Genomic DNA, 20,718 nt, shown 5'->3' with positions numbered 1-20,718 from the left:
GTGACGGATCGATGGAAAGGACGAGACCATGACCAGCACGACGCATCGGCGTCAGTTCCCCGCTCCCACCATGGAGCCAGACGGTGATCGGCACCCGATCATCACCACCGCGGGCGGCCGGGCACTGGCGGTCCTGCGGATCGCGTTCGGCCTGACCTTCCTGTGGGCCTTCTTCGACAAGTTGTTCGGCTTCGGTTACGCCACCCCGTCCGGCAAGGGCTGGATCGACGGCGGCGACCCGACCGCCGGCTTCCTCGGCAAGGGAACCTCCGGCCCGCTGGCGGACTTCTACCAGTCGCTGGTCGGTGACTGGTGGGTCACCCCGCTGTTCATGGTCGGCCTGGCCGGTATCGGCTTCGCGCTGACTCTCGGTATCGGGATGCGGATCGCCGCCGTCGCCGGGTCGCTGCTGTACCTGCTGATGTGGTCCGCGAACCTGCCGCCGGAGAACAACCCGGTGCTGGACGACCACATCCTCGGCGCCATCACGCTGGTCACCCTCGCACTGCTTGCTGCTGGCAACGTGTGGGGCCTGGGCAGGTGGTGGAGCAGCCTGGACTTCGTCCGGAAGTACCCGTGGCTGCGGTGAACACGACGACCGTGCGACCGGTCATCCACGTGGGAGTCGACGGCTCCTGGCGTGACACCGGTGCGCTGGAGTGGGCCCTGCAGGAGTCGTTGCTCCGGCAGGAGCCCCTCCAGGCGGTGCACGTGATCGACGAGCGGCTGCGGCACGCACCCGGCTGGGAGCCGGACGCGGTCGACGACGCGTCGACGGAACTCGTCGACCAGGTCCAGCAGTATCTCGACGCCGCCCCGGGGACGCTCGACCACGAGGCCGACCTGCTGGTCGGCCCGCCGGCCCGCAAGCTGGTCGACGCGGCCGCGGGCAGCCGGATGCTGGTCGTCGGCCGCCGCGGACTGGGGACGTTCAAGCGGTTGCTGATCGGCTCCACGTCGGAGGCCGTCGTGACACACGCGGCCCATCCGCCCGTACCGGTGGTGATCGTGCCGCCGGACTGGAAGCCGACCGACCACGCGGGGCCGGTGGTGGTCGCCGTCGACGACAGCGGCCGGACCACCGGGGACACCACCGACGACAGCGCTGCGATCGAGTTCGCGATCGAGGCCGCCGCCGAACGGAACGTGCCGGTCCGCCTGCTGCACGTGTGGGACCTGCCGGCCATCTACAGCTGGGACGCCATGAACACCAGCAGTGCGGGCGCCGAGTGGGCCGACAACGCGCAGCGGCACTTCGAGAACCTCGCCGCCGAGTGGCAGAACAAGTACCCGGAGACGACCGTCCAGGTCGAGGTCCGGCGCGGCCACGCGGTCGACGGCGTGGTCGCCGGCGCCGAGGAGTCCGACGCCCAGCTACTGGTCGTCGGCAGCCGGCACCGCAGCAGGCTGATGTCCGTCCTGCTCGGTTCGGTCACCCGCGGCGCCCTGCATCACGCGACGTGCCCACTGGCCGTCGTACCAGTTCAAGTATGAGGTGAGAGAAATGAATGCCTGGAACCGGACCGGGCCCGTCGTGGTCGAGGTCGACGGGACCGCGGAGAACCTTCGGGTGGTGGACTACGCCGCCGCGGAGGCGCTGCGGTCCGGAGCCGAGCTGGTGCTCGTGGCGCCGTACTCGGCGCACGGCCCGGCCACCCCGATGACGGGGTACGTGCCGAAGCCCCCGGCCGAGATGGCCGACGCGGCGTTGCGTACGGCGGTCGCCCATCTGCGGCACCGCAACGGGTACGGGCTGGAGCTGGCGGCGGTCGCCGGTGAGGGATCGCGGTCGCGGGTGCTCGCCCACGCGGCGCGGACGGCGCGGATGCTGGTGGTCGGACGATCCCGCAGCCGCGGCCCGCAGCGGCTGGTGCACACGCAGGCGAACCTGACCCTGACGGCGCGCGCCGGTTGCCCCGTGGTCGTCGTCCCGCTGTCCTGGAAGCCGTCGCTGCTGGACCGCAAGGTTGCCGTCGGCATCGACGGTACGGCGCTGTCGGCCGAGGCGCTGGAGTTCGCGTTCGGGGAGGCGGCGGCCCGCGAGGGCGGCCTGATCGTGGTGCACGCCGGGTTGCCGGCCGAGCGCCCGTTCGTGGACGAGGATCCGGAATGCTCCTGGATCAGCCGGGCCGAGTACGTGCTGTCGGAGACGCTGGCACCGTGGACCAGCCGGTTCCCGGACGTGAAGGTGACGCGGTTCCTGAGCAGCCGGCCGCCGGCCGCGGCGCTGGTGCACGAGAGCGGCGAGGTCGGCCTGGTGGTCGTCGGCGCGCACGGCGGGCCGTTGCCGATCGACCCGGTCGCGCGCCGGTCGACGGCCGCGATGACCTGCCCGGTCGCGATCGTCCCGCATCACCTGACCGAGACGGAGCGGGAACGCCAGGTCGTGGCCCGGCGCGCCGGCGCCGTCGTCCCGGCGACCTGAGAGGAAGGAAGAGTCATGTCTGGGACAGGTCGTGCACTGATCGTGTACGAGACCATGTTCGGCAACACCGAGCGGATCGCGCGAGCGATCCGGGACGGGCTGCGAACCTACGTCCAGGCCGACATGGTGCCGGTCAACCGGGCACCGGATGTCGTGCCCGGTGACGTCCGGCTGCTGGTGGTCGGCGGACCGACCCACGCGTTCTCGATGAGCCGGCCGTCGACGCGCAAGGACGCGTGGCAGCAGGGCGATGTGGTGATGCCGACCGAGGTCGGTATCCGCGAATGGCTGGACGCGCTCGAGCGCGCGGGCGGGAACCGCCCGCGGGACCTGCGGGTGACGACGTTCGACACCCGGATCGCCAAGGTCCGGCGGCTGCCGGGCTCGGCGGCCCGGTCGGCGGCGAAACTCCTGCGCCGGATGGGCTACCGGATGATCGGCACGTCCGAGAGCTTCTTCGTCAACGAGATGACCGGACCGATCCGCGACGTCGAGATCGAGCGGGCCCGGCGCTGGGGCGCGGAGCTCGGCCGGCTGACGACCGGTGCCGCGCGGGTCGCCGGGTAGGGGAGGGACCGACGATGATGCACTCGACAGCGGACGCGGCCTTCTGGTCGATCCTGGTGCTCGTCCTGTGGATCCTCGTGGTCGGCGGGGCGGCCGTGGCAGCGGTCCGGATCATCCGGCACCCGCAGCCCAAGCCGCCCGCCCTCCCGTCCCCGCTGGACATCCTCGAACGCAGGTACGCCGCCGGCGAGATCACCCGTGAGGACTTCGACGAGGCCCGGGCCCGGCTGCGCGAACACGAGATCGACGTCTGAACCCGATGCCCGGGGGTTGCCCAGATCGTTGCCTGCCGCATCGGCTCCTGGCTCACCAGGAGCGGATGCGGCGGCCGGTGATCCGGCGGGGGTCGACGACCATGTAGGTGTCGCGGGTGCCGCCGGCCCAGGGGTCGACGCGGCCGCGGGCGGCGGCGGTCTCGGCCTCGGTGGCCGGACGGACCATCCCGTTGACCAGGACGCTCCAGCCGTCCTGCATCCCTTCGTCGAACAGGTCGAGCTCGAACGCGACCGGCTCCAGGTCGAACTGCGCGACCGCGCTGTCGGCCGCGGTGCGGAAGACGATCAGCTCGTCGCGGTAGCAGTAGTTCACCGGGATCACGACGACCTCGTCGATCCCGGCGTACGCGATCCGCCCGACCGAGCCGGACCGGATCAGCACGATGCACTCCTCGCGCCGCATCGGCTCCAGGACGGGGTCGATCGGCGGCTGGTGCGCGCCCGCCGGGTGCCGTGGCCCGGTCAGCTCCTCGATCGTGGCGTCGAGCGCGTGGGCGAGCCGGAGCAACTCGGCCCCGGTCAGCGCGAACGGGCGGGTCTCGATCTGCTTGATGCGGTCGGCGGTGAGTCCGGCGCGTTCGGCGACCTCCGCGGGGCTCAGACCGAGGGCCTGCCGGCGGTGCCGGATCCGGGTGCCGAGGCTGCTCGGCCCGCCTGTGGTCTGGGTGTCCATCGGGGTGTCCATCGGGCTCTGCCTTTCCGGTCGGTCTGTCAGTTCCAGACAACCAGCCGGACGTCCGCGCGGGCAGGGTCCGAGGTCACTCCCGGACGGGCCGGACGGCACGCGCCGAAGGTCCCGGCACGGTCGGGACCGAGGTCCCTGGCAGTACCGTGGGGACAGCGGCATGCTGAAGCGAGCGCCCGGCTGGGGCGGGGTACGGCGTGAAGCCAAGGAGACGACGATGACGATCAAGGTGTTCCTTCTCGACGACCACGAGGTGGTCCGGCTGGGGCTGCACCAGCTGCTCGACGCGGAGCCGGATATCGAGGTCGTCGGGGACGCGGCGACGGCCGCCGAGGCGGTCGCCCGGATCCCCGCCGTCCGGCCCGATGTCGCGGTGCTGGACGTGCGGCTGCCCGACGGCGACGGCATCAGCGTGTGCCGGGAGGTCCGCTCGCAGATGGACCAGCCGCCGGCCTGCCTGATGCTGACGTCGTTCTCCGACGACGAGGCGCTGTTCACCGCGATCATGGCCGGCGCCGCCGGGTACCTGCTCAAGCAGGTCAACGGCCAGGCGCTGATCGACGCCGTCCGCCGGCTGGCCGCCGGGGAGTCGCTGCTCGACCCGTCGATGACGGTGAAGGTGCTCGAGCGGCTGCGGCACCCGGCCGAGGCGGAGGACCCGCGGTACGCGTCGCTGACCGAGCAGGAGCGCCGCATCCTCGCCGAGATCGCCGAGGGCAAGACCAACCGCCAGATCGCCCAGTCGCTGTTCCTGGCCGAGAAGACCGTGAAGAACTACGTGTCCTCACTGCTGCGCAAGCTCGACCTGGAACGCCGCACCGAAGCCGCCGTCTTCGCCGTCGAACACGCGAAACGGCAGAACCGCCGCTAGCCCACGACGTCAGCCTTGTGCGCGGCCCTCATCGGGTTCGGCCGGGACGTCGACCTCGTTCTCCGCGGCGATGTGCAGCAGGCTGTCGAGCTCACCGGCGTACACGCGCTCGGCATCGAGATCCGCGGCGGCTCGTGCCGCGCGCAGCGCGTCGCGCGCGGCGGCGATCCTGCGGTTCAGTTCGACGGCGAACTCGGTCATGATCTGCCGGCTACCGGACCGAGGCGCCTTCCGGGGTGTAGGTGGCCAGTTCCACCTGGTAGCCGTCGGGATCCTCCAGGGTGAGCGCCTGGGCGGGGGCGGTGGCAGTCGTGCGTGGATGGACCGATCCGTGGACGGCGTGCAGTTGCTCGGCGCGCTCGTACAGGGCGTCGATCGAGGCGTCGGCGATCAGGCAGACGCCGATCGACCCGCGCGGCGCCGGTGTGCCGGCGCGGAGCCGGATCGCCTGCCCGCCGACGACGAACGACACCTCCCCTTCATGGTCCAGCGTCGCGTGAGCACCGGTCAGCGCCGACCACCAGCGCCGGCTCGCGTCGACGTCGGAGACGTTCAGGACAACATGGTCCAGACAAGTGGTGCGAATCTTCATGACATGACTCCTTCCACCACTTCTGACTGTCCTCCGCCGCACCACCGCACGTCCAGACGCAGGCGGGACCGTCCGGTGCCCGTCGTCCCGGCTAGGCGGTCTCGGGCCGCGGGGCCGGGTGCTCGGCCAGGAGCCGGAGCCGGCGTCCGAGATCCTGCTGGTCGACCACACCGAGCAGCCGGTGGTCGTGGTCGATGACCAGGGCGAGGGTGCGTGCGCCCATCCGGACGGCCAGGTCGGCGACGCGGTCGTCCGGACCCGCGACCGGGACGTCCTTGAGCGGGGTTCTGATCTCGGCGATCCGGGTCGACGGAGCGAGGCTGCGCGGCACGCGGACGAGGCGGTGCAGTGCGACCGTTCCGGCGGCGCGGCCGTCCAGGTCGACGACCGGGTAGACGAGCTCGGGGGTCCCGGGGACGATCTCGGCGAGGAAGCGGTCGACGCTCGTCGCGTCGTACGCGATCGCGCGGGGTGCGGACATCACGTCGGCGACCCTGGTCGTCCCGAGGGCGATGCGCAGCCGGGCCGTCTGCGACTCCGCCCCTGCCGACGTCATGATCATCAAGCCGACGAGGACCAGCCAGAGCCCCGCGAACTCACCGGTGAACGACTGCACGAAGCCCAGCGCGATCAGGAGGACGCCGAGGACCTGTCCGGCTCGCGCCGCCCCGGCCTCCGCACGGTCGGGGTCACCGGATCGCCGCCAGAGGACGGCGCGCAGGATGCGGCCGCCGTCCAGCGGATTGCCCGGAAGCAGGTTGAACACGGCGAGGAAGACGTTGATCGTGCCCAGCCAGAGCGCGGAACTCACCACCAGTTGCGGAGCTCCGAAGAGGCTCAACGCCAAAGCGCCACCGCCGGCGACCATTCCCAGCCCGATACTCGTCAGCGGACCCGCCGCCGCGATCCAGAACGCCGACCGGGGCGACGCCGGCTCGCCACCGAGCACACTCACCCCGCCCAGCGCCCACAAGGTGATGCGTTCCACGGGCACGCCGGCTCGTCGCGCCACGACGGAGTGCGCGAGCTCGTGCAGCAGCAACGAGCCGGCGATCAGCAGCCCGCACACTGCTCCGGCCGACCAGTACCCGGTTGTGCTGTGCCCCGGCGTCAGCTCGGGCAGGACTACCGTGGCGAGCCCGTTGGTCACCAGGAAGATCAGCACGAGCAGGGACCAGTTGGCCCCGACGTCGACACCGAAGATCCGGCCGAACCGAACCGTCTGCCTCATCTACCCCTCCAACCACTGCCAAACCACTGCCAATCCACTGCAGCCGCTCGTGCAGCCGGTCCCCGTCGGTGAGGTCCGCGGCGTCGGTCGGTCGTCATCGGGTCGCGGGGCGATGCCAGGTGCTGCGTTCGGTGGCGTCGATGGAGGCGCTGATATCGCCTGCCCAGGCGCGGATCTTGTCCCAGTCGCGGGAGTCGCCGGCGAGGTTGCCGGTGGCCAGGCGGCGGGCCAGGAAACCCTTGGCGGTGTCCGGTTCGAGACGGCCGGCGAACGTCACCGCGGGCGTCGCACCGATCTCGTGGGCAAGCCGGCCGACGGCCGGTGGCATGTCCTGCTCCTCGTCCTTGTCCGGTCCGACGGGACCGCTGTGGAACAGCCAGACCTGGCGCTCGCGGAGCGCGTCGGCGTTGTGGCGCAGGAACCGTACGGCGTCCTTCCGCCACCGGCGGATGTAGATCGCGCTACCCAGGATCACGACGTCGTACCGCGTGAGGTCCTGGACCTGGTTGACATCGAGGACGTCGGTGTCGTGCCCGTGCGCCCGGAGTTCGGCGCCGATCGCCTCGGCGATGCCGGCCGTCGCCCCCGCCTTGCTGGCGTACGCGACGAGTACCTTCTTGGACATCACGACCTCCTTCGATCCTTCCCAGAACATCAGCCGGCGCCCCCGCGCCGGCAGTGCCGAACGACCCGGCTAGACGGGACCTTCGATCGCGGCCTGCGGGATGACCGCGACCGGGCAGGGCGACTGGTGCAGCATGGTCTGGCTCACCGAGCCGAGCACCATCCGGGCGAAGCCGCCGCGGCCGCGGGACCCGACCACGAGCAGCTCGGCGTCGGCGGACCATTCGAGCAGCAGCTCCGACGGATGGCCGGTCACCTCGACGAGTTCGGTGTCGGCCGCGAGAGCGTGCCGGCGGACTCCGGCGAGGAGGGCGTGGTCGTCGTCCTTGTCGTTGGCCCGGACCGCGACGATCCGGGCGGGCAGCCCGCGCCGGCGCGCGTACTCGAGGCCGAAGTCGACCGCGACGTCGGCCGGGCGCGAGCCGTCGTACCCGATCACGACGCGGCTGCCGGCGAGCGCGTCCTCGGTGGGCCGGACGACGACCACCGGGCAGTGGGCGTGCACCGCGAGCTCGGCGCCGGGTGAGCTGACGATCAGCCTGAGCAGCCGTCCGGTGACCCGGCTGCCGATCACGACGACATCGGCGTGCCGCGACGCGACCCGCAGGACGGCGGCCGGGAAGCCGTCGACGCGCTCTCCGGTGACCGGTACGCCGGGCTCGCACTTGCGGGCCAGCTCGACCGCGTCCGCGACGATGAGGTCGGCCTGCGCGCGCAGGCCCGGCGCCATGTCGCTCGCGCCGAGCGGGACCCCGCGGAACTCCGACCAGACGAAGGCGTGCACCAGGTGCAGGGGAACGCCGCGGGCGGCGGCTTCGGCGGCCGCCCAGCGGATCGCGTTCTCCGAATCGGGCCGGCCGTCGATACCGACGACGACCTTGCCGGCGTTCATGGCGTCCTCCACTGCCAGTTCCGGATCTCGGGCAGGTCCTCGCCGTGCTCGAGGATGTAGGCGTGGTGCCGGGCCCGCTGGTCGATCAGCCACTGGCGGACGTCGGCGGCGCGCTGCCCGAGACCGGGCACCCGGTCGATCACGTCGAGCGCGAGGTGGAAGCGGTCGAGGTCGTTGCGTACGACCATGTCGAAGGGCGTCGTCGTGGTGCCCTCCTCCTTGTAGCCGCGCACGTGCAGGTTGTCGTGGTTCGACCGCCGGTAGGTGAGCCGATGGATCAGCCACGGGTAGCCGTGGTAGGCGAAGATGATCGGCTTGTTCGTGGTGAACAGCGCGTCGAAGTCGGCGTCGGCCAGACCGTGCGGATGTTCGCTCGCGGGCTGCAGGCGCATCAGGTCGACGACGTTGACGACGCGGATCTTCAACGACGGCAGGTGCTCGCGCAACAGGCTGACAGCGGCGAGCGTCTCCATCGTCGGTACGTCGCCGGCGCAGGCCATCACCACGTCGGGGGTGCCGTCGTCGTTGCTCGCGAACTCCCAGACGCCGAGACCGCGGGCGCAGTGCAGGGCGGCGGCCTCGGGGCCGAGCCAGTCGGCCTGCGGCTGCTTCCCGGCGACGACGACGTTGATGTAGTCCTTGCTCCGCAGGCAGTGGTCCGCCGTCGCCAGCAGCGTGTTGGTGTCCGGCGGCAGGTAGACGCGGATGACCTCGGCCTTCTTGTTGACGACGTGGTCGATGAAGCCGGGGTCCTGGTGCGAGAAGCCGTTGTGGTCCTGCCGCCACACGTGCGAGGTCAGCAGGTAGTTGAGTGAGGCAAGCGGCCGGCGCCAGGGGAGTGCACGGGTGACCTTGAGCCACTTAGCGTGCTGGTTGACCATCGAGTCGACGAGGTGCACGAACGCCTCGTAGCAGGAGAACCAGCCGTGCCGTCCGGTCAGCAGATAGCCCTCCAGCCAGCCTTGGCAGGTGTGCTCGCTGAGGATCTCCATCACCCGGCCGTCGACGGCGAGGTGCTCGTCGGTCGGCAGCACCTCGGCGTTCCAGGCCTTGCCGGTGACGTCGTAGAGCGCGTCCAGCCGGTTCGAGGCGGTCTCGTCGGGCCCGAAGACCCGGAAGTTGCGATGCGGCAGGTTGGCGCGCATCACGTCGCGCAGGTAGTCGCCGAGCACCCGCGTCGGCTCGTCCTCGGTCTGACCGGGCAGCTCCACCGGTACGGCGTACTGCGAGACGTCGGGCAGGTCGAGGTCACGCCGGAGCAGCCCGCCGTTGCTGTGCGGGCTGGACCCCATCCGGCGCTCGGAGTCGGGTACCTGACGGAGCAGGCGCTCCACCGGTCTGCCGTCCGCGTCGAACAGCTCCTCCGGCCGGTAGCTGCGCAGCCATTCCTCCAGCATCCGCAGGTGATCAGGCGACGTCCGTACGCCGGACAGCGGCACCTGGTGCGCCCGCCACGTCCCCTCCACCGGCACGCCGTCGACCTCGCGCGGACCTGTCCAGCCCTTCGGCGTCCGCAGCACGATCATCGGCCACGGGCGACGCGCCACGTCGTTGCGCGACCGCGCGTCGGCCTGGATGGTCGCGATGTCGTCGAGCGCCTGGTCGAGCGTGAGCGCGAGGGCCTGGTGGACGTGCTCGGGTTCCGCGCCGTCGACCAGGTACGGCCGGTACCCGTACCCCTCCAGCAGCCGGGTGAGCTCGTCGTCGCCGATCCGCGCCAGCACCGTCGGGTTGGCGATCTTGTACCCGTTGAGGTGCAGGATCGGCAGGACGGCGCCGTCGGTCGCCGGGTCGACGAACTTGTTCGAGTGCCACGACGCCGCCAGCGGACCGGTCTCGGCCTCACCGTCGCCGATCACGCACGCGACGACGAGATCGGGGTTGTCGAGTACGGCGCCGTACGCGTGGCTGAGCGAGTACCCGAGCTCGCCGCCCTCGTGGATCGAACCGGGCAGCTCGGGCGCCACGTGGCTCGGGATACCGCCGGGGAACGAGAACTGCCGGAACAGCCGGGCCATGCCGGCCGCGTCGCGGGACACGTCCGGGTAGGTGTCGCTGTAGCTGCCTTCGAGCCAGGTGTTCGCGGCGATCGCCGGGCCGCCGTGGCCGGGGCCGATGACGTACATCATGCTCAGGTCGCGGCGGCGGATCACCCGGTTGAGGTGGGTGTAGAGCATGTTGAGACCGGGCGTCGTACCCCAGTGCCCGAGGCGTCGCGGCTTGATGTGCTCGGCCCGGAGCGGCTCGGTCAGAAGCGGGTTCCCGAGCAGGTAGATCTGACCGGCGGACAGGTAGTTGGCCGCCCGCCAGTACGCGTCCAGGTCGGCGACTTCCTCAGCGGACAGGGGCTTTCCGGTGAGTTCGTGCATGAATTCTCCTCCGAGGCAACGGCGATCCGGTCGACGCCTTCAGCGTCGCGGCAACCGGCGGGGGCGCCCTAGAGGCGAAGGTCCCGGCGGCCCGGGACCCAACGGCTCTGGAGCCGGACTCCTGTGCCGCGGTGAGCTGGTGGAGTGTCGAAGGGAGCCGCGATGACGGCTGTGGAGCACCCGGGCGCGGGGTGGGACGTGCTGGCCGCGGACGGATCGGTGATCCGGATCCGGCCGGTGCGCGAGGACGACGAGCCGGCGCTGACGGCGATGAACAGCCGGGTGTCGGACGAGTCGATCTACCTGCGGTTCTTCGGCATCAGTCGCTTGATGGCCGACGAGTACACCCATCACCTCGCCGTCGAGCACGACGGGCACGTCGCCCTGGTCGCGGAGTACGGCGAGGACGTGGTCGGGATCGCGAGCTACGAGGTGCTCCGGGCGGGCGAGGCCGAGATGGCCTTCCTGCTGCAGGACTCCGTGCACGGCAAGGGGATCGGGACGCTGCTGCTCGAGCAGCTGGCCGCGACGGCCCGGGAGAACGGCATCCAGCGGCTGCGCGCCGACACGCTGGGGGAGAACGCGAAGATGCTGCGGGTGCTCGCCGATTCGGGGTTCGAGCAGGTCCGCAAGCTCGACAGCGGCGTGGTGGAGCTCGTGCTCGACACGGCGTACCACCCGCTGACGCTGGAGAAGATGGCCGACCGCGAGCGGGCGGCCGAGAACCGCTCCCTGCAACGCCTGTTCTCGCCCCGGACGGTCGCGGTCGTCGGCGCGGGCCGCACCCCTGGCGGCATCGGGCACGAGGTGCTGCGCAACATCGTCACCGGCGGCTTCACCGGTACGGCGTACGCCGTGAACCCGTACGCGACGCGGATCGCCGAGGTCGCGGCGTACCCGGCGATCGGGGCGGTGCCGCAGCCGGTCGATCTCGCGGTGATCGCGGTCCCGGCCGAGCAGGTGGCCGACGTCTTGGCGCAGTGCGGCGCGGCCGGTGTCGGCGGCGCGGTGGTGCTGACCGCCGGTTTCTCCGAGCTCGGCGCGGCCGGTCGCGAGCTGCAGCGCGAGATGCTCGCGGTGGCCCGCCGGCACAGCATCCGGCTGATCGGCCCGAACTGCCTCGGCCTGGTCAACACCGCCGCGGAGATCAGGCTGAACGCCACATTCGCCGAGGTGGCGCCGCGGCCCGGTGTGCTGGCGATCGCGGCCCAGTCCGGCGCGGTCGGGATCGCTGTCCTGGAGCACGCCGGGCGGACCGGGCTGGGCATCTCCGAGTTCGTCTCGCTCGGCAACAAGGTCGATGTCAGCGGCAACGACATGCTGCTGCACTGGTGGGGCGAACCACGGACCGCGGTGATCGGCCTGTACCTGGAGTCCTTCGGGAACCCGCGCAAGTTCGGCGGCCTGGCCCGGATGATCGGGCGGACCAAGCCGATCCTGGTCGTGAAAGGCGGACGCTCGGCAGGGGGCCGGCGCGCCGGCGCCTCGCACACGGCCGCGGCGGCGACGCCGGAGACCGCCGTGGACGCGCTGTTCGCACAGTCCGGCGTACTGCGGATGGACACCATCGAGGAGCTGGTGGAGACGGCCCGCGTGCTCGCTGTGCCGCCGCTTCCGCGCGGACGCCGGGTCGCGGTGGTCGGGAACGCGGGCGGCGCCGGGATCCTGGCGGCCGACGCCGCCGGGCGGCTCGGACTCGAGCTGCCCGAGCTGAGCGACGGCGTCCAGCGGCGGCTCGAGGAGGCCGGCGCGGTAGCGAGCGGGAACCCGGTCGATCTCGGTGCGGCCGCGTCTGCGAAGAGCCTGGCTGAAGCCTTGCAGGTGATCAGCGACAGCGGCGAAGCCGACAGCATCGTGGTCAACTACGCGGTGACCAGGGCCGGCCGGGTCGAGGACATCTACGACACCATCGCCGCCGCTGCGGCGCCGGGTGACCTGCCGATCGTCGTGAACTGTGTCGGTTCACCCCGTGCCACTCCGGAGATCGCGCTGCCCGACGGACGGCGGCTGCCGGTGTTCCCGTTCCCGGAGAGCGCGGTCCGTGCCTTGTCCCACGCCGTGCGGTACGCCGAGTGGCGTGCCCGGCCGCAAGGCGTCGTACCCGTGGTGGGCCGTGTTGACGTGGCCGGCGCTCACGGTGTGGTCCGGCGGTTCGTCCAGCAGTCGCCGGACGGCGGGTGGCTGGACCCGCACCAGGCGAACCAGCTGTTGCGGCGCGCCGGAATCTCGGTCATCCCGGTGCTGCCCGCGTCCACTCGGGCGGAGGCGATCGCGGCGGCGGAGCAGGCCGGGTACCCGGTCGCGTTGAAGACCGCCGCGCCCGGTGTCGTGCACAAGACCGACATCGGCGGCGTGCGGATCGGTCTGGCGGACGAGCCGCAGGTGAGCACGGCGTACGACGAGGTGACGGCGGCCGCGGGAGATCCGCACGTGGTGATCCAGGCGATGGCGCCGAGCGGGACCGAGCTCGTCATCGGCGCGGTGCGCGACCAGCTGTTCGGGCCGCTCGTGATGGCCGGCAGCGGCGGGACGCTCACCGATCTGCTGGCCGACCGGCAGTGGCGCGGTCTGCCGCTCACGGACCTGGACGCGGCTGACATGGTGCGCTCGCTGCGATGCGCGCCGCTGCTGGCCGGTTACCGGGGCGCGGACGCCGCCGACCAGGCCGCGGTCGTGGACGTCATCCACCGGATCGCCTGGCTCGCCGAGCAGGTCCCGGAACTGGCCGAACTCGACATCAACCCGCTCGTCGCCGGCCCGTCGGGCGCGTTCGCGGTCGACGTCCGCCTGCGCCTGACACCGGCCGCCCCCGAGCCCGACTGGCACGCCCGCCGGCTGCGCGGCGACTGATCAGCGCCGCACCCGGATGGTGAGAGCGGTCATCGGGCGGGTGTCTGCTCGAAGCGCAGGGCGACGGTGGCCAGGGCGCGGAGTGCGGCGACCGTCTCGGCGATCCTGCGGTGCGAGTCGGTCGGGTGCACGGTGCGGAAGAGGTCGTTGCGGAGGTCTTCGAGGGCGTCCAGAAGGTGTTCGATCTCGTCGACGACGACCGCGTCCGCGCCGCCGCTCAGGATCGGCAGGATGTGGCCGCGGAAGGCGACCAGCGTGTGCTGGGCCTCGGCGAGCCGGCGTTCCTCCAGGAACCAGTTGTCGGTCTGGCTGGATTCGGCGATGGTCGTGAGGTCGGCCTCCCACCGGTCGATCTCCTGGCGCAGCGTGGTCATGACGGCTCCTTCGGGAGGAAGTCGGCGACCGGGCGGCGGGCGGTCCCGGTGTGGGACCGGCTGTGGCCGAAGCGGATGATCATGTGGGCATGGCCCGGGCGGCCGGTCAGGCGCTGGACCTTGCGGCGCAGGTCGTCGTACTCGAGCGGCTGGTTCAGGAACGACGCGCTGACCCCGTCACGGGTCGCGGCGAGCAGCACATGCTCGAGCGCGGTCCCGGCCGCCACCTGGTCGGTGGGGTCGTCGAACTCGGTCGACAGCACGGCGAGATCCGGGTGCTTCTCGAACGTCTGCTCGCCGCGGATCCGGTCGGCCGGCCGCGTCCCGAGATCGCGGACCGCGGACGGGTACGCGGCCGCGCGCGGCCCGAGGGCCGAGCTCGGCACGCCGTCCCCGCTGCGCGCGCCGCCGACCCAGTGCGCCCGCTCGGCGCGGCGCTGCCAGTCGTGGATCTCCCGCAGGTCGGCGTCGAGCACCAGGTCGAGCACGGTGTGGACGTCGTCCTCACCGAGCCAGGTCAGCTCGGCGCCCTCGGCGTACGCCGCCCGCAGCAGCCGCACCCGGACGTCCTCGGTCAGCGGGATCGCGTCCGAGGGGTTCCGGTCGGTGTGCCGGTACGGGATCTGGACGGCGAGGTCGCGCAGCTCGTCGTCCCGGGCGGCGGTCGGCTCGAGCACGACCCGGGCGAGCAGATCAGGCTCTTCCCGCGGGTACGGCGCCAGCCCGAACCAGGTGCCGTACCCGAGGCTCTCGGCCGCGCACCGCAGGTTGAAGGTGGCGGCGCCGGCGGCGATCCGCATCGCCCGGCCGGTCGGGTCCACGGCGGGAAGCGTGCGGGAGCCGTCCAGGTACACGTCGATCACGTGGCCCTCGACCTCGAAACGCCACGGCTGGGTGTTGTGCATGCTCGGCGCGGCCACGGCGGCGGCGAGCAGGGCGTCGACGTCTTTCGCCGGCAGCTGATCGGACACCTGAGGCTCCTCCCACTGGTTCTCCGCCTTCAGGTTCGCCGGTGGGAGGCGTGTGGCGCTGCGGGCAAGAGTCCCGACCTGGGAGGCCCTTTGTCAGTGCGTCAGTCGGTCGGTGCGGTGAACTCGACGACCGTGCCGTGCGGGTCGTTGCCGGCCAGCCGGACCGTGCCGCCGAGGGACTGCGCCCGTTCGGCGAGGTTGCGCAGACCGCTGCGCCGGGTGCTGGAACCGAGGCCGACGCCGTCGTCCGAGACCCGCGCGACGACCTGACCGCCCCCGACGGTGATCTCGACCAGCGTGTTCGACGCGTCGGCGTGCCGCACGACGTTCGACAGCGATTCCCGCACCACCGCGAGGATCTGCGGCCGGACCGACGCCGGCACACCGGTGTCGATCGGGCCGGTGCAGATCAGCCGCGGACGGAAGCCGAGGCCGTCGGCGTACTCCGACACCATCGCCTGCAGGTCGCTGCGCAACGAGCTGGACTCGGGGGCCTGCTGCAGTTCGAAGATCGCGGCCCGCAGGTCGTGGATGGTGATGTCGATGTCCTCGACCGCGCGGCCGAGACGCTCCTGGTGCTCGGGGCGCGCCATCCGGTACATGCCCTGCAGTTGCAGGCCGGTCGCGAACAGCCGCTGGATGACCAGGTCGTGCAGGTCGCGGGCGATCCGGTCGCGGTCCTCGAGGACGGCGAGCATGTCCCGGTCGTGCTGTGCCTGGGCCCGCTCGAGCGCCAGCGTGGCCTGGCCGGCGAACGCCCGGACCAGGTCGGCGCCCTCGGCCAGACGGCTGTTCGCACCCTGTTCCAGCGCCACCACCAACAGGCCGCCGGTGTCGGTCCCGCCCGCCGGCAGCGGCGCGATGGTCGTCCGGCCGAGTGTGGCCGCCTCCGGGAAATCGGCCAGGCCGCCCGCGTCCTTGAGCACCTGGGCGAGATCCTCGATCACCACGACCTGCCCGTCGTCGGAGACCATCCGGCGCAGCACGGGCAGGTCGGCCGGCAGCCTGCGGCCGACGTACCGGCCGTAGTCCGCGGGACCGTCCACCGCCCGCACGACCAGCTCGTCGTGATCGGCGATCAGGACGGCGGCCACCTGTGCCCGGGAGATCTCCCGCGACCGTTGCGCGATCAGCTGGAGCGCCTGGTCGGCGTCGAACTCGCCGAGCATCAGCTGGGTGATCTCGGCGTTCACCTCGTGCCAGCGCCGGCGCTGCTCGGTGTCGGCGTACAGCCGGGCGTTGTCGATCACCACACCGGCGGCCGCGGCCAGCGCCGTGACCGTCCGCTCGTCGTCCTCGGTGAAGTCCGCGCCACCCGTCTTCTCGGTCAGGTACAGGTTGCCGTAGACGTGCTCGCGGGTCCGGATCGGGACCCCGAGGAAGCTCTTCATCGGCGGGTGGTTCGACGGGAAGCCGTACGACCGGGGGTGTTCGGCGAGGTCGTGCATCCGCAGCGGCTCCGGATGCTCGATGAGCAGGCCGAGGATGCCGTGTCCCTCCGGATACGGGCCGATCGCGGCGATCTCGCCCTCGGTGACGCCGTGGGTGATGAAGCGGACCAGCCGCTTGCCGTCCGGGCCGACCACACCCAGCGCGCCGTACTGCGCCCCGACGAGCTCACAGGCCGCCGTGACGATGCGGTCGAGCGTGCTGTTCAGGTCCAGGTCGGCGCCGATGCCGACGACCGCGTCGAGGAGCGCGCGGAGGCGTTCCTGATACTCCATGATCTCGTCGACGCGGCCGAGGAGCTCCTGCAACAGCGCGTCAAGACGCACCCGGGACAGCCCGGCGTACTCCAGCGCCCCCTCGTCCCAGGTCCCGCGTGCCGCGTGCGAGTCGCCTGCCACCCGCTCAGCCTAGGGAAAGGTGCAGGCAATGGGAAGGTGATTCCGGTCTAGGCGCCCTCGCGTGGCCGCTTTCCCCAGGGGACGAGGCGTCGCCCGTGCACCGACTCGACCCCCACCCGGACCAGTTGCGGGTCCTCCATCGGCAGCCAGGAGCGCACCGGCAGGGTACGGCGCAGGTCGGCGGCCTCGTCGTCGCTGACCACCGAGAGGTGACCGATCGCGGTCACCGTCCAGCCGGTGTGCCGTTCGAGGTCCACGTCGTCCGCCTCGAACGCCACCACGTCGCCCCGTTCCGCGGCCCGGAGCTTGTCGCCGCGACCCGAGCTGAAGACCACGGTGTCGGCGTCCAGGAGGAAGTTGACCAGCCGGACCGCGGGCAGACCGCCGGACGTGTACACCAGGCGCCCGATCGGTACCGACTGCAGCAGCCGCAGGCATTCGTCACGGCTCACGATCTCGAGCCGTGAGTGGTCGAAGTGAGAGGTGATGGTCATCGGACTGCCTTCCCTGGCTGCGTGAGGCAACTTTCGCGAGATCCACGATCGTGGAGTAGGGCCGAAGGTCCCGGACCACCGGGACCACGCGGCCGGGGCACTGGTCATCGCGGCAGGTGACCTTCGGCCCGTGCGTGTGGCCGGGGTGCGGCGCACGCTGGGCAGATGAACGTGTTCGGCAGTTCGACAGCACTTCCCCGGGAACCGTGGTTCCGGCGGCACCCGGCGGCCGCACTGGTCGTCGCGGGTGTGCTGTTCGCCGCGGTGTGGCTCGTGCGCCTGGTCGACGGTGATGCTGTCGACGCGTCGATGCTGCTGTTCACGCTCCCGGTCGCGCTGATCGCGGTCGCCTTCGGGCGGCGTGCCGGTCTCGCCGCGGGGACGCTGGCTGTGCTGATGGTCGTGACCTGGGTGGTGGCGACCGGCACGGACCTCGGCCCGGTGGGCTGGATCGCTCGCTGCCTGCCCGAGCTGCTGCTCGGGTTCCTGCTCGGCGACGCGTCGGACCGGCTCCGCCGGGCGGAGGCCGAGCGCCGCCGTCTGGAGTCCGGGGCGTTGCTGTACCGCGAGGCGATCGAGATCAACGACTCCCTGGTCCAGGGGATGGCGGCGGCCCGCTGGGCGCTGGAGGCGGGCCGGGCGGACGACGGCCTGAAGACACTCGAGAACACGATCGGCGAGGCCCAGGACCTGGTCTCCGACCTGATCCGCCAGGCCGGCATGGGCGCCTCGATCCACTCGGAGTAAGGACTTCGGACTCCGGGAAATGACGACGTACCAGGCACGGCGCCGGGACACCGGCGCCGTGCCTGGTAGGTCAGTTGCTGGAGTGCCCGCCGGCGATGGGGGAGCGGCTGGGGTACGGGCCGGTGGCGTAGCGGTTGACCTCGGCGACGGTGCCGTCGGCCTCGCGGATGATGTGGCACAGGCCGTTCCACCTGGCCACCTCGACGCCGACGGCGATCAGCCGGACCCGGCTGGGGCCGGAAGCGAACGGCTCCGGGGAGTCGCAACGGCGCGTGTGCCAGGCGCCGTGCTCGTAGTAGGTCTCGACGTCGGCGTGGAGTTCGGTACCGCCTTCGGGGGCGGCGGCTTCGTACGTTGTCTCGTACGTTGTCTCATGCGTTGTCTTGTGCGTTCTCATGGTCCGGTCCTCCGGGCAGGAGTCCTGGCAGCGCCCCCAGACCTGGCCAGTTGAATCGACGGGGTCCAGCAGAACACTGCCGCATCCTCGTCGCCGGGCCGTGGGCCGAAAGTCCCGAAAGCGCGAGGACAACGGTCCTGACCTCGGGCAGCGCGGGCGGTCTGCACAGCCTGTTGCGACCACGCGGCGAGTGGTAACGTCAGGTCATCATCGAGGTGGCCCTGGACCCGGCGCCTGTTCGTGTGCGCAGGGGGTCACATGCTCGTTTCGCCGGATCGCTCGATCGTTGACGCCGAAGAATTCTCGTCGGCCGCCGGGGCGATTCCGGCTGCGCTCTGTGCGCACCAAGAACCTCGGAGCGTGACCGCTCGTCGCGACCCGGCTCGGCATCCGGCCGGGAAGTGCGACGGCAGCCGCTCTGGCGGGAGGGCAGAAAGATGACGGCCGCGTATCTGGACCGGCTGGCGCACTCGGCGCGGTTCGACTCCTGGCGGACCGAGGAACTGGCGGACGCGCTGGTGAGGCTCGACGCGGAGATCGGCGAACGCTGGGAGTCGCCGGACGCCGGCCCGAGAGTTCTCAACATCCGCCTCCAGGTGTATCGGCAACGCCTGCAACGGGAACTGGATCGCCGCGCGGCGGGAGGAGACGGATGACGCGCTGCTGACTGACTGCCGCATCGCGGTGCGGACTCGCCGGGACGCCGGACGACGCTCCTCTCGTCGTCCGGCGGTGGGAGGGGTGCCCGGCGACGGCCGGCCTCCGCCTGTTGCACACCGATGGCGCATGGTGCAGCGGGCGGAGGCCCGGCTGCTTTCGGCACCGGCAGCGTGCGCGGTGCTGACGAGGCCGGCGCTAGCGGGGGCTGTGCGCGGGGAGAGTGAGCGTGCCGTCGAGGACCGCGGCGGCGACGCCGACGAGACGCTCTCCGTTGTTCCTGGCGTGTCGCCGCATCACCGTGAAGGCATCGTCGAGGCTGAGCCCGAGCCGCTCGGAGAGCAGCCCCTTGGCCTGCTCGATGAGGACGCGGCTGTCCAGAGCCGTCTGCAGCTGGTCGGTACGGATCTCGAGCTGGGCCGCCTGGTGACTCTCGATGCCGAGCGCCACCGTGCTCGCCAGCACCTGCCCGGCCACGAGCGCTACGTCGGACAGGCCGCCCGGCTCACTCATGAACATTGTCAGCACCCCGATGGTCCGAGCGGGCGACGGCAACGGAAAGGCGTGCACGGCTTGGACGCCGCGACGTCGCGCGACGGGGGCGAACCGGGGCCACCTCCTGTCGGCGTCGAACGCATCGAGGCAGTCGACGCGCGCACCGCGGTCGTAACTGTCGTGGGCAGGTCCCTCGGCGACTCGCAGCTCCGCTTCCTGGAGCCGGCGGACCGGCGCCGACGACGCCGCGGCGACGCTCAGCGTGCCCTGCCGATCGACGAGCAGCAGCGCCGACGCGGTCACGCCGGGCAGCCTCGCGCATTCTTCGGTGAGCCACGCGAGGGTCCCGGAAAGGTCCTCGTCGGTCACCAGCCTGGCGACGAGGTCGGACACGGTATCGCAGGCCTGATACCGGACGTCGTCCATAGCCGTTCTACCTCCTAGCGGGTGTCCAGGCGCAGACGCTTCGCGACGATCCTCCGCGCGACCTCGGTCACCTGTTCCTCGTGGGCGAAAGCCCAGGCCCTGATCAGTGACGAGGCGTCGTCGACACTGCAGTCGTTCTGCGCCGCGACCATCCCGACGGCCTGATGCAGCACCAGCCGCTGGTTGGGTGAATCGAGCACGTCGGCGGTTCCCGATGCCTCGGGCGCGAGCCCGGCGACGGTCTCCGCGGTCAGCAGCATCGTGTGCGTCAGCGCGTCGGCGAGCTCTTCGAGCTCTCCGGTCAGCGGCCCGGGCAGCTCGGGCCGCGGCGGATCGAGCACGGTGAGCGCACCGACGCAGCGGTCAGGCGGTCCCAGCGGGACGACCGCGAGGGCGTGCACGCCGAGCGCGGCGATCGCGGGTGAATAGTGCTGCCAGCGACACCACAGCGCCTCCCCGGTCGCGACCACCGGCCGGCCGGTGGAGGTCGAGTCGTGCATCGGTCCTTCACCCAGGGTGAGCTCCAGGTCCTGGGCGGCCAGCGCGATCTCGTCGGAACCGGTCACGGAGGCTTCGGTACGCCAGGAGTCCAGCAGGGTGAGCCCTGCGCTCCGGGCGCCGGTCAGTTCTGCGACGGCCGAGATCAGCCGGGGACGCTCTTCGTCCAGATCGTCCGCCGAGAACCATCGGGTGAGGCGGCGGATGTGGGCCTCGTGCAGTTTCGCAGCGGTCAGATGCCGTTCCTCGCCGCGGCGGTGGACAGCAGCCATCCGTTGGTGGAGAGCGCGCATCGAGGCGGGATCGGTGATCAGCAGCCGCTCGTGCCGGCGGGCGATCGCGGCAGAACGGTCCGCTCGGTCGCGCTCGATGGCGGCTCGTTCCCGAGCGGGTCCGATCCAGAAGGACAGTCCGCTCACCACCTTCGGAGT

At 71.5% G+C, this 20,718-nt stretch carries 23 protein-coding genes; 9 read left to right on the top strand and 14 right to left on the bottom strand.

Translation table 11 applies throughout. The features are described from left to right. Positions 1 to 28 precede the first annotated feature (28 nt). Genes ABZW60_RS27725 through ABZW60_RS27705 form a run of 5 tightly spaced genes read left to right on the top strand, consistent with a single transcriptional unit; the run spans position 29 to position 3,246 of the window. Positions 29 to 589 (top strand): hypothetical protein, encoded by a 561-nt coding sequence (locus ABZW60_RS27725; protein ID WP_355481598.1) that lies wholly within the window; start codon positions 29 to 31, stop codon positions 587 to 589. Beyond that, positions 586 to 1,494 carry a universal stress protein gene (locus ABZW60_RS27720; protein WP_355481596.1) on the top strand — a complete coding sequence of 303 codons (909 nt, stop codon included), beginning with the start codon at positions 586 to 588 and terminating at the stop codon, positions 1,492 to 1,494. The genes ABZW60_RS27725 and ABZW60_RS27720 overlap by 4 nt, the downstream gene beginning before the upstream one ends. A 10-nt stretch (positions 1,495 to 1,504) precedes the next feature. Continuing rightward, positions 1,505 to 2,425: a universal stress protein gene (locus ABZW60_RS27715; RefSeq protein ID WP_355481594.1), complete on the top strand. Its 921-nt coding sequence runs from the start codon at positions 1,505 to 1,507 to the stop codon at positions 2,423 to 2,425. 15 nt (positions 2,426 to 2,440) lie between these two features. Beyond that, positions 2,441 to 2,992, top strand: coding sequence for a hypothetical protein (locus tag ABZW60_RS27710; protein ID WP_355481592.1), 552 nt, complete (start codon positions 2,441 to 2,443; stop codon positions 2,990 to 2,992). Positions 2,993 to 3,006: 14 nt separating this feature from the next. Beyond that, positions 3,007 to 3,246, top strand: a complete 240-nt coding sequence (locus tag ABZW60_RS27705; protein ID WP_355481591.1) for an SHOCT domain-containing protein — start codon at positions 3,007 to 3,009, stop codon at positions 3,244 to 3,246. Positions 3,247 to 3,298: 52 nt separating this feature from the next. Here ABZW60_RS27705 and ABZW60_RS27700 read toward each other — a convergent pair whose 3' ends face one another. Continuing rightward, positions 3,299 to 3,952: a pyridoxamine 5'-phosphate oxidase family protein gene (locus tag ABZW60_RS27700; protein WP_355481589.1), complete on the bottom strand. Its 654-nt coding sequence runs from the start codon at positions 3,950 to 3,952 to the stop codon at positions 3,299 to 3,301. 217 nt (positions 3,953 to 4,169) lie between these two features. Between ABZW60_RS27700 and ABZW60_RS27695 the strand changes: the two genes are divergently transcribed. Continuing rightward, positions 4,170 to 4,823, top strand: coding sequence for a response regulator transcription factor (locus tag ABZW60_RS27695; protein ID WP_355481813.1), 654 nt, complete (start codon positions 4,170 to 4,172; stop codon positions 4,821 to 4,823). 9 nt (positions 4,824 to 4,832) lie between these two features. On the opposite strand, the gene ABZW60_RS27690 is transcribed toward ABZW60_RS27695, so the two are convergent. The 6 genes from ABZW60_RS27690 to ABZW60_RS27665 form a co-directional block, all read right to left on the bottom strand. Then, positions 4,833 to 5,024: a hypothetical protein gene (locus tag ABZW60_RS27690; protein ID WP_355481587.1), complete on the bottom strand. Its 192-nt coding sequence runs from the start codon at positions 5,022 to 5,024 to the stop codon at positions 4,833 to 4,835. A gap of 10 nt (positions 5,025 to 5,034) precedes the next feature. Then, entirely contained in the window at positions 5,035 to 5,415 is a 381-nt protein-coding gene (locus ABZW60_RS27685; protein ID WP_355481585.1) for a VOC family protein, read from the bottom strand. Positions 5,416 to 5,506: 91 nt separating this feature from the next. Then, positions 5,507 to 6,646 carry a site-2 protease family protein gene (locus ABZW60_RS27680; protein ID WP_355481583.1) on the bottom strand — a complete coding sequence of 380 codons (1,140 nt, stop codon included), beginning with the start codon at positions 6,644 to 6,646 and terminating at the stop codon, positions 5,507 to 5,509. Positions 6,647 to 6,740: 94 nt separating this feature from the next. Next, entirely contained in the window at positions 6,741 to 7,271 is a 531-nt protein-coding gene (locus tag ABZW60_RS27675; protein WP_355481581.1) for a flavodoxin domain-containing protein, read from the bottom strand. Between the two features lie 69 nt (positions 7,272 to 7,340). After that, positions 7,341 to 8,162, bottom strand: coding sequence for a universal stress protein (locus ABZW60_RS27670; protein ID WP_355481579.1), 822 nt, complete (start codon positions 8,160 to 8,162; stop codon positions 7,341 to 7,343). Further along, entirely contained in the window at positions 8,159 to 10,531 is a 2,373-nt protein-coding gene (locus tag ABZW60_RS27665; protein ID WP_355481577.1) for a phosphoketolase family protein, read from the bottom strand. Before ABZW60_RS27665 ends, ABZW60_RS27670 begins: the two co-directional genes overlap by 4 nt. A 162-nt stretch (positions 10,532 to 10,693) precedes the next feature. Between ABZW60_RS27665 and ABZW60_RS27660 the strand changes: the two genes are divergently transcribed. Beyond that, entirely contained in the window at positions 10,694 to 13,381 is a 2,688-nt protein-coding gene (locus tag ABZW60_RS27660) for a GNAT family N-acetyltransferase (protein WP_355481575.1), read from the top strand. Positions 13,382 to 13,410: 29 nt separating this feature from the next. Here the strand turns inward: ABZW60_RS27660 and ABZW60_RS27655 are convergent, their stop codons facing one another. The 4 genes from ABZW60_RS27655 to ABZW60_RS27640 all read right to left on the bottom strand — a co-directional run bounded on the left by ABZW60_RS27655 (position 13,411) and on the right by ABZW60_RS27640 (position 17,067). Next, a complete protein-coding gene (locus tag ABZW60_RS27655; protein ID WP_355481573.1) occupies positions 13,411 to 13,755 on the bottom strand; it encodes a hypothetical protein in 345 nt (114 codons plus the stop codon). Continuing rightward, on the bottom strand, positions 13,752 to 14,726 hold the full coding sequence (locus ABZW60_RS27650) for a hypothetical protein (protein ID WP_355481571.1): 975 nt from the start codon (positions 14,724 to 14,726) through the stop codon (positions 13,752 to 13,754). The genes ABZW60_RS27655 and ABZW60_RS27650 overlap by 4 nt, the downstream gene beginning before the upstream one ends. A gap of 101 nt (positions 14,727 to 14,827) precedes the next feature. Next, complete coding sequence (locus tag ABZW60_RS27645) at positions 14,828 to 16,573, bottom strand: GAF domain-containing protein (RefSeq protein WP_355481569.1); 1,746 nt, start codon at positions 16,571 to 16,573, stop codon at positions 14,828 to 14,830. A 47-nt stretch (positions 16,574 to 16,620) separates the two neighbouring features. Further along, positions 16,621 to 17,067: a pyridoxamine 5'-phosphate oxidase family protein gene (locus ABZW60_RS27640; protein ID WP_355481567.1), complete on the bottom strand. Its 447-nt coding sequence runs from the start codon at positions 17,065 to 17,067 to the stop codon at positions 16,621 to 16,623. A 165-nt stretch (positions 17,068 to 17,232) separates the two neighbouring features. Here ABZW60_RS27640 and ABZW60_RS27635 point away from each other — a divergent pair, with 165 nt between their 5' ends. Beyond that, entirely contained in the window at positions 17,233 to 17,814 is a 582-nt protein-coding gene (locus ABZW60_RS27635) for a hypothetical protein (RefSeq protein ID WP_355481565.1), read from the top strand. 70 nt (positions 17,815 to 17,884) lie between these two features. Here ABZW60_RS27635 and ABZW60_RS27630 read toward each other — a convergent pair whose 3' ends face one another. Continuing rightward, positions 17,885 to 18,211 (bottom strand): hypothetical protein, encoded by a 327-nt coding sequence (locus ABZW60_RS27630; RefSeq protein WP_355481563.1) that lies wholly within the window; start codon positions 18,209 to 18,211, stop codon positions 17,885 to 17,887. Between the two features lie 437 nt (positions 18,212 to 18,648). Here ABZW60_RS27630 and ABZW60_RS27625 point away from each other — a divergent pair, with 437 nt between their 5' ends. After that, positions 18,649 to 18,867 carry a hypothetical protein gene (locus tag ABZW60_RS27625; RefSeq protein ID WP_355481562.1) on the top strand — a complete coding sequence of 73 codons (219 nt, stop codon included), beginning with the start codon at positions 18,649 to 18,651 and terminating at the stop codon, positions 18,865 to 18,867. 199 nt (positions 18,868 to 19,066) lie between these two features. Here ABZW60_RS27625 and ABZW60_RS27620 read toward each other — a convergent pair whose 3' ends face one another. Continuing rightward, positions 19,067 to 19,789 carry a GAF and ANTAR domain-containing protein gene (locus ABZW60_RS27620; protein ID WP_355481560.1) on the bottom strand — a complete coding sequence of 241 codons (723 nt, stop codon included), beginning with the start codon at positions 19,787 to 19,789 and terminating at the stop codon, positions 19,067 to 19,069. A gap of 14 nt (positions 19,790 to 19,803) precedes the next feature. After that, complete coding sequence (locus ABZW60_RS27615) at positions 19,804 to 20,709, bottom strand: GAF and ANTAR domain-containing protein (RefSeq protein WP_355481558.1); 906 nt, start codon at positions 20,707 to 20,709, stop codon at positions 19,804 to 19,806. Between the last annotated feature and the right edge of the window lie 9 nt (positions 20,710 to 20,718).

This window comes from Kribbella sp. NPDC003557, assembly GCF_040610805.1.
Taxonomy (GTDB): domain Bacteria; phylum Actinomycetota; class Actinomycetes; order Propionibacteriales; family Kribbellaceae; genus Kribbella.
Note: the sequence above shows the minus strand (reverse complement) of the source record. Positions and strands in the feature narration are given on the sequence as shown.

Coding starts and splice junctions, on each gene's coding strand:
- ABZW60_RS27680 (WP_355481583.1), bottom strand. CDS start 6,646: ATGAGGCAGACGGTTCGGTTCGGCCGGATCTTCGGTGTCGACGTCGGG.
- ABZW60_RS27725 (WP_355481598.1), top strand. CDS start 29: ATGACCAGCACGACGCATCGGCGTCAGTTCCCCGCTCCCACCATGGAG.
- ABZW60_RS27635 (WP_355481565.1), top strand. CDS start 17,233: ATGAACGTGTTCGGCAGTTCGACAGCACTTCCCCGGGAACCGTGGTTC.
- ABZW60_RS27695 (WP_355481813.1), top strand. CDS start 4,170: ATGACGATCAAGGTGTTCCTTCTCGACGACCACGAGGTGGTCCGGCTG.
- ABZW60_RS27630 (WP_355481563.1), bottom strand. CDS start 18,211: ATGAGAACGCACAAGACAACGCATGAGACAACGTACGAGACAACGTAC.
- ABZW60_RS27670 (WP_355481579.1), bottom strand. CDS start 8,162: ATGAACGCCGGCAAGGTCGTCGTCGGTATCGACGGCCGGCCCGATTCG.
- ABZW60_RS27665 (WP_355481577.1), bottom strand. CDS start 10,531: ATGCACGAACTCACCGGAAAGCCCCTGTCCGCTGAGGAAGTCGCCGAC.
- ABZW60_RS27710 (WP_355481592.1), top strand. CDS start 2,441: ATGTCTGGGACAGGTCGTGCACTGATCGTGTACGAGACCATGTTCGGC.
- ABZW60_RS27660 (WP_355481575.1), top strand. CDS start 10,694: ATGACGGCTGTGGAGCACCCGGGCGCGGGGTGGGACGTGCTGGCCGCG.
- ABZW60_RS27705 (WP_355481591.1), top strand. CDS start 3,007: ATGATGCACTCGACAGCGGACGCGGCCTTCTGGTCGATCCTGGTGCTC.
- ABZW60_RS27640 (WP_355481567.1), bottom strand. CDS start 17,067: ATGACCATCACCTCTCACTTCGACCACTCACGGCTCGAGATCGTGAGC.
- ABZW60_RS27620 (WP_355481560.1), bottom strand. CDS start 19,789: ATGGACGACGTCCGGTATCAGGCCTGCGATACCGTGTCCGACCTCGTC.
- ABZW60_RS27655 (WP_355481573.1), bottom strand. CDS start 13,755: ATGACCACGCTGCGCCAGGAGATCGACCGGTGGGAGGCCGACCTCACG.
- ABZW60_RS27700 (WP_355481589.1), bottom strand. CDS start 3,952: ATGGACACCCCGATGGACACCCAGACCACAGGCGGGCCGAGCAGCCTC.
- ABZW60_RS27625 (WP_355481562.1), top strand. CDS start 18,649: ATGACGGCCGCGTATCTGGACCGGCTGGCGCACTCGGCGCGGTTCGAC.
- ABZW60_RS27685 (WP_355481585.1), bottom strand. CDS start 5,415: ATGAAGATTCGCACCACTTGTCTGGACCATGTTGTCCTGAACGTCTCC.
- ABZW60_RS27675 (WP_355481581.1), bottom strand. CDS start 7,271: ATGTCCAAGAAGGTACTCGTCGCGTACGCCAGCAAGGCGGGGGCGACG.
- ABZW60_RS27690 (WP_355481587.1), bottom strand. CDS start 5,024: ATGACCGAGTTCGCCGTCGAACTGAACCGCAGGATCGCCGCCGCGCGC.
- ABZW60_RS27715 (WP_355481594.1), top strand. CDS start 1,505: ATGAATGCCTGGAACCGGACCGGGCCCGTCGTGGTCGAGGTCGACGGG.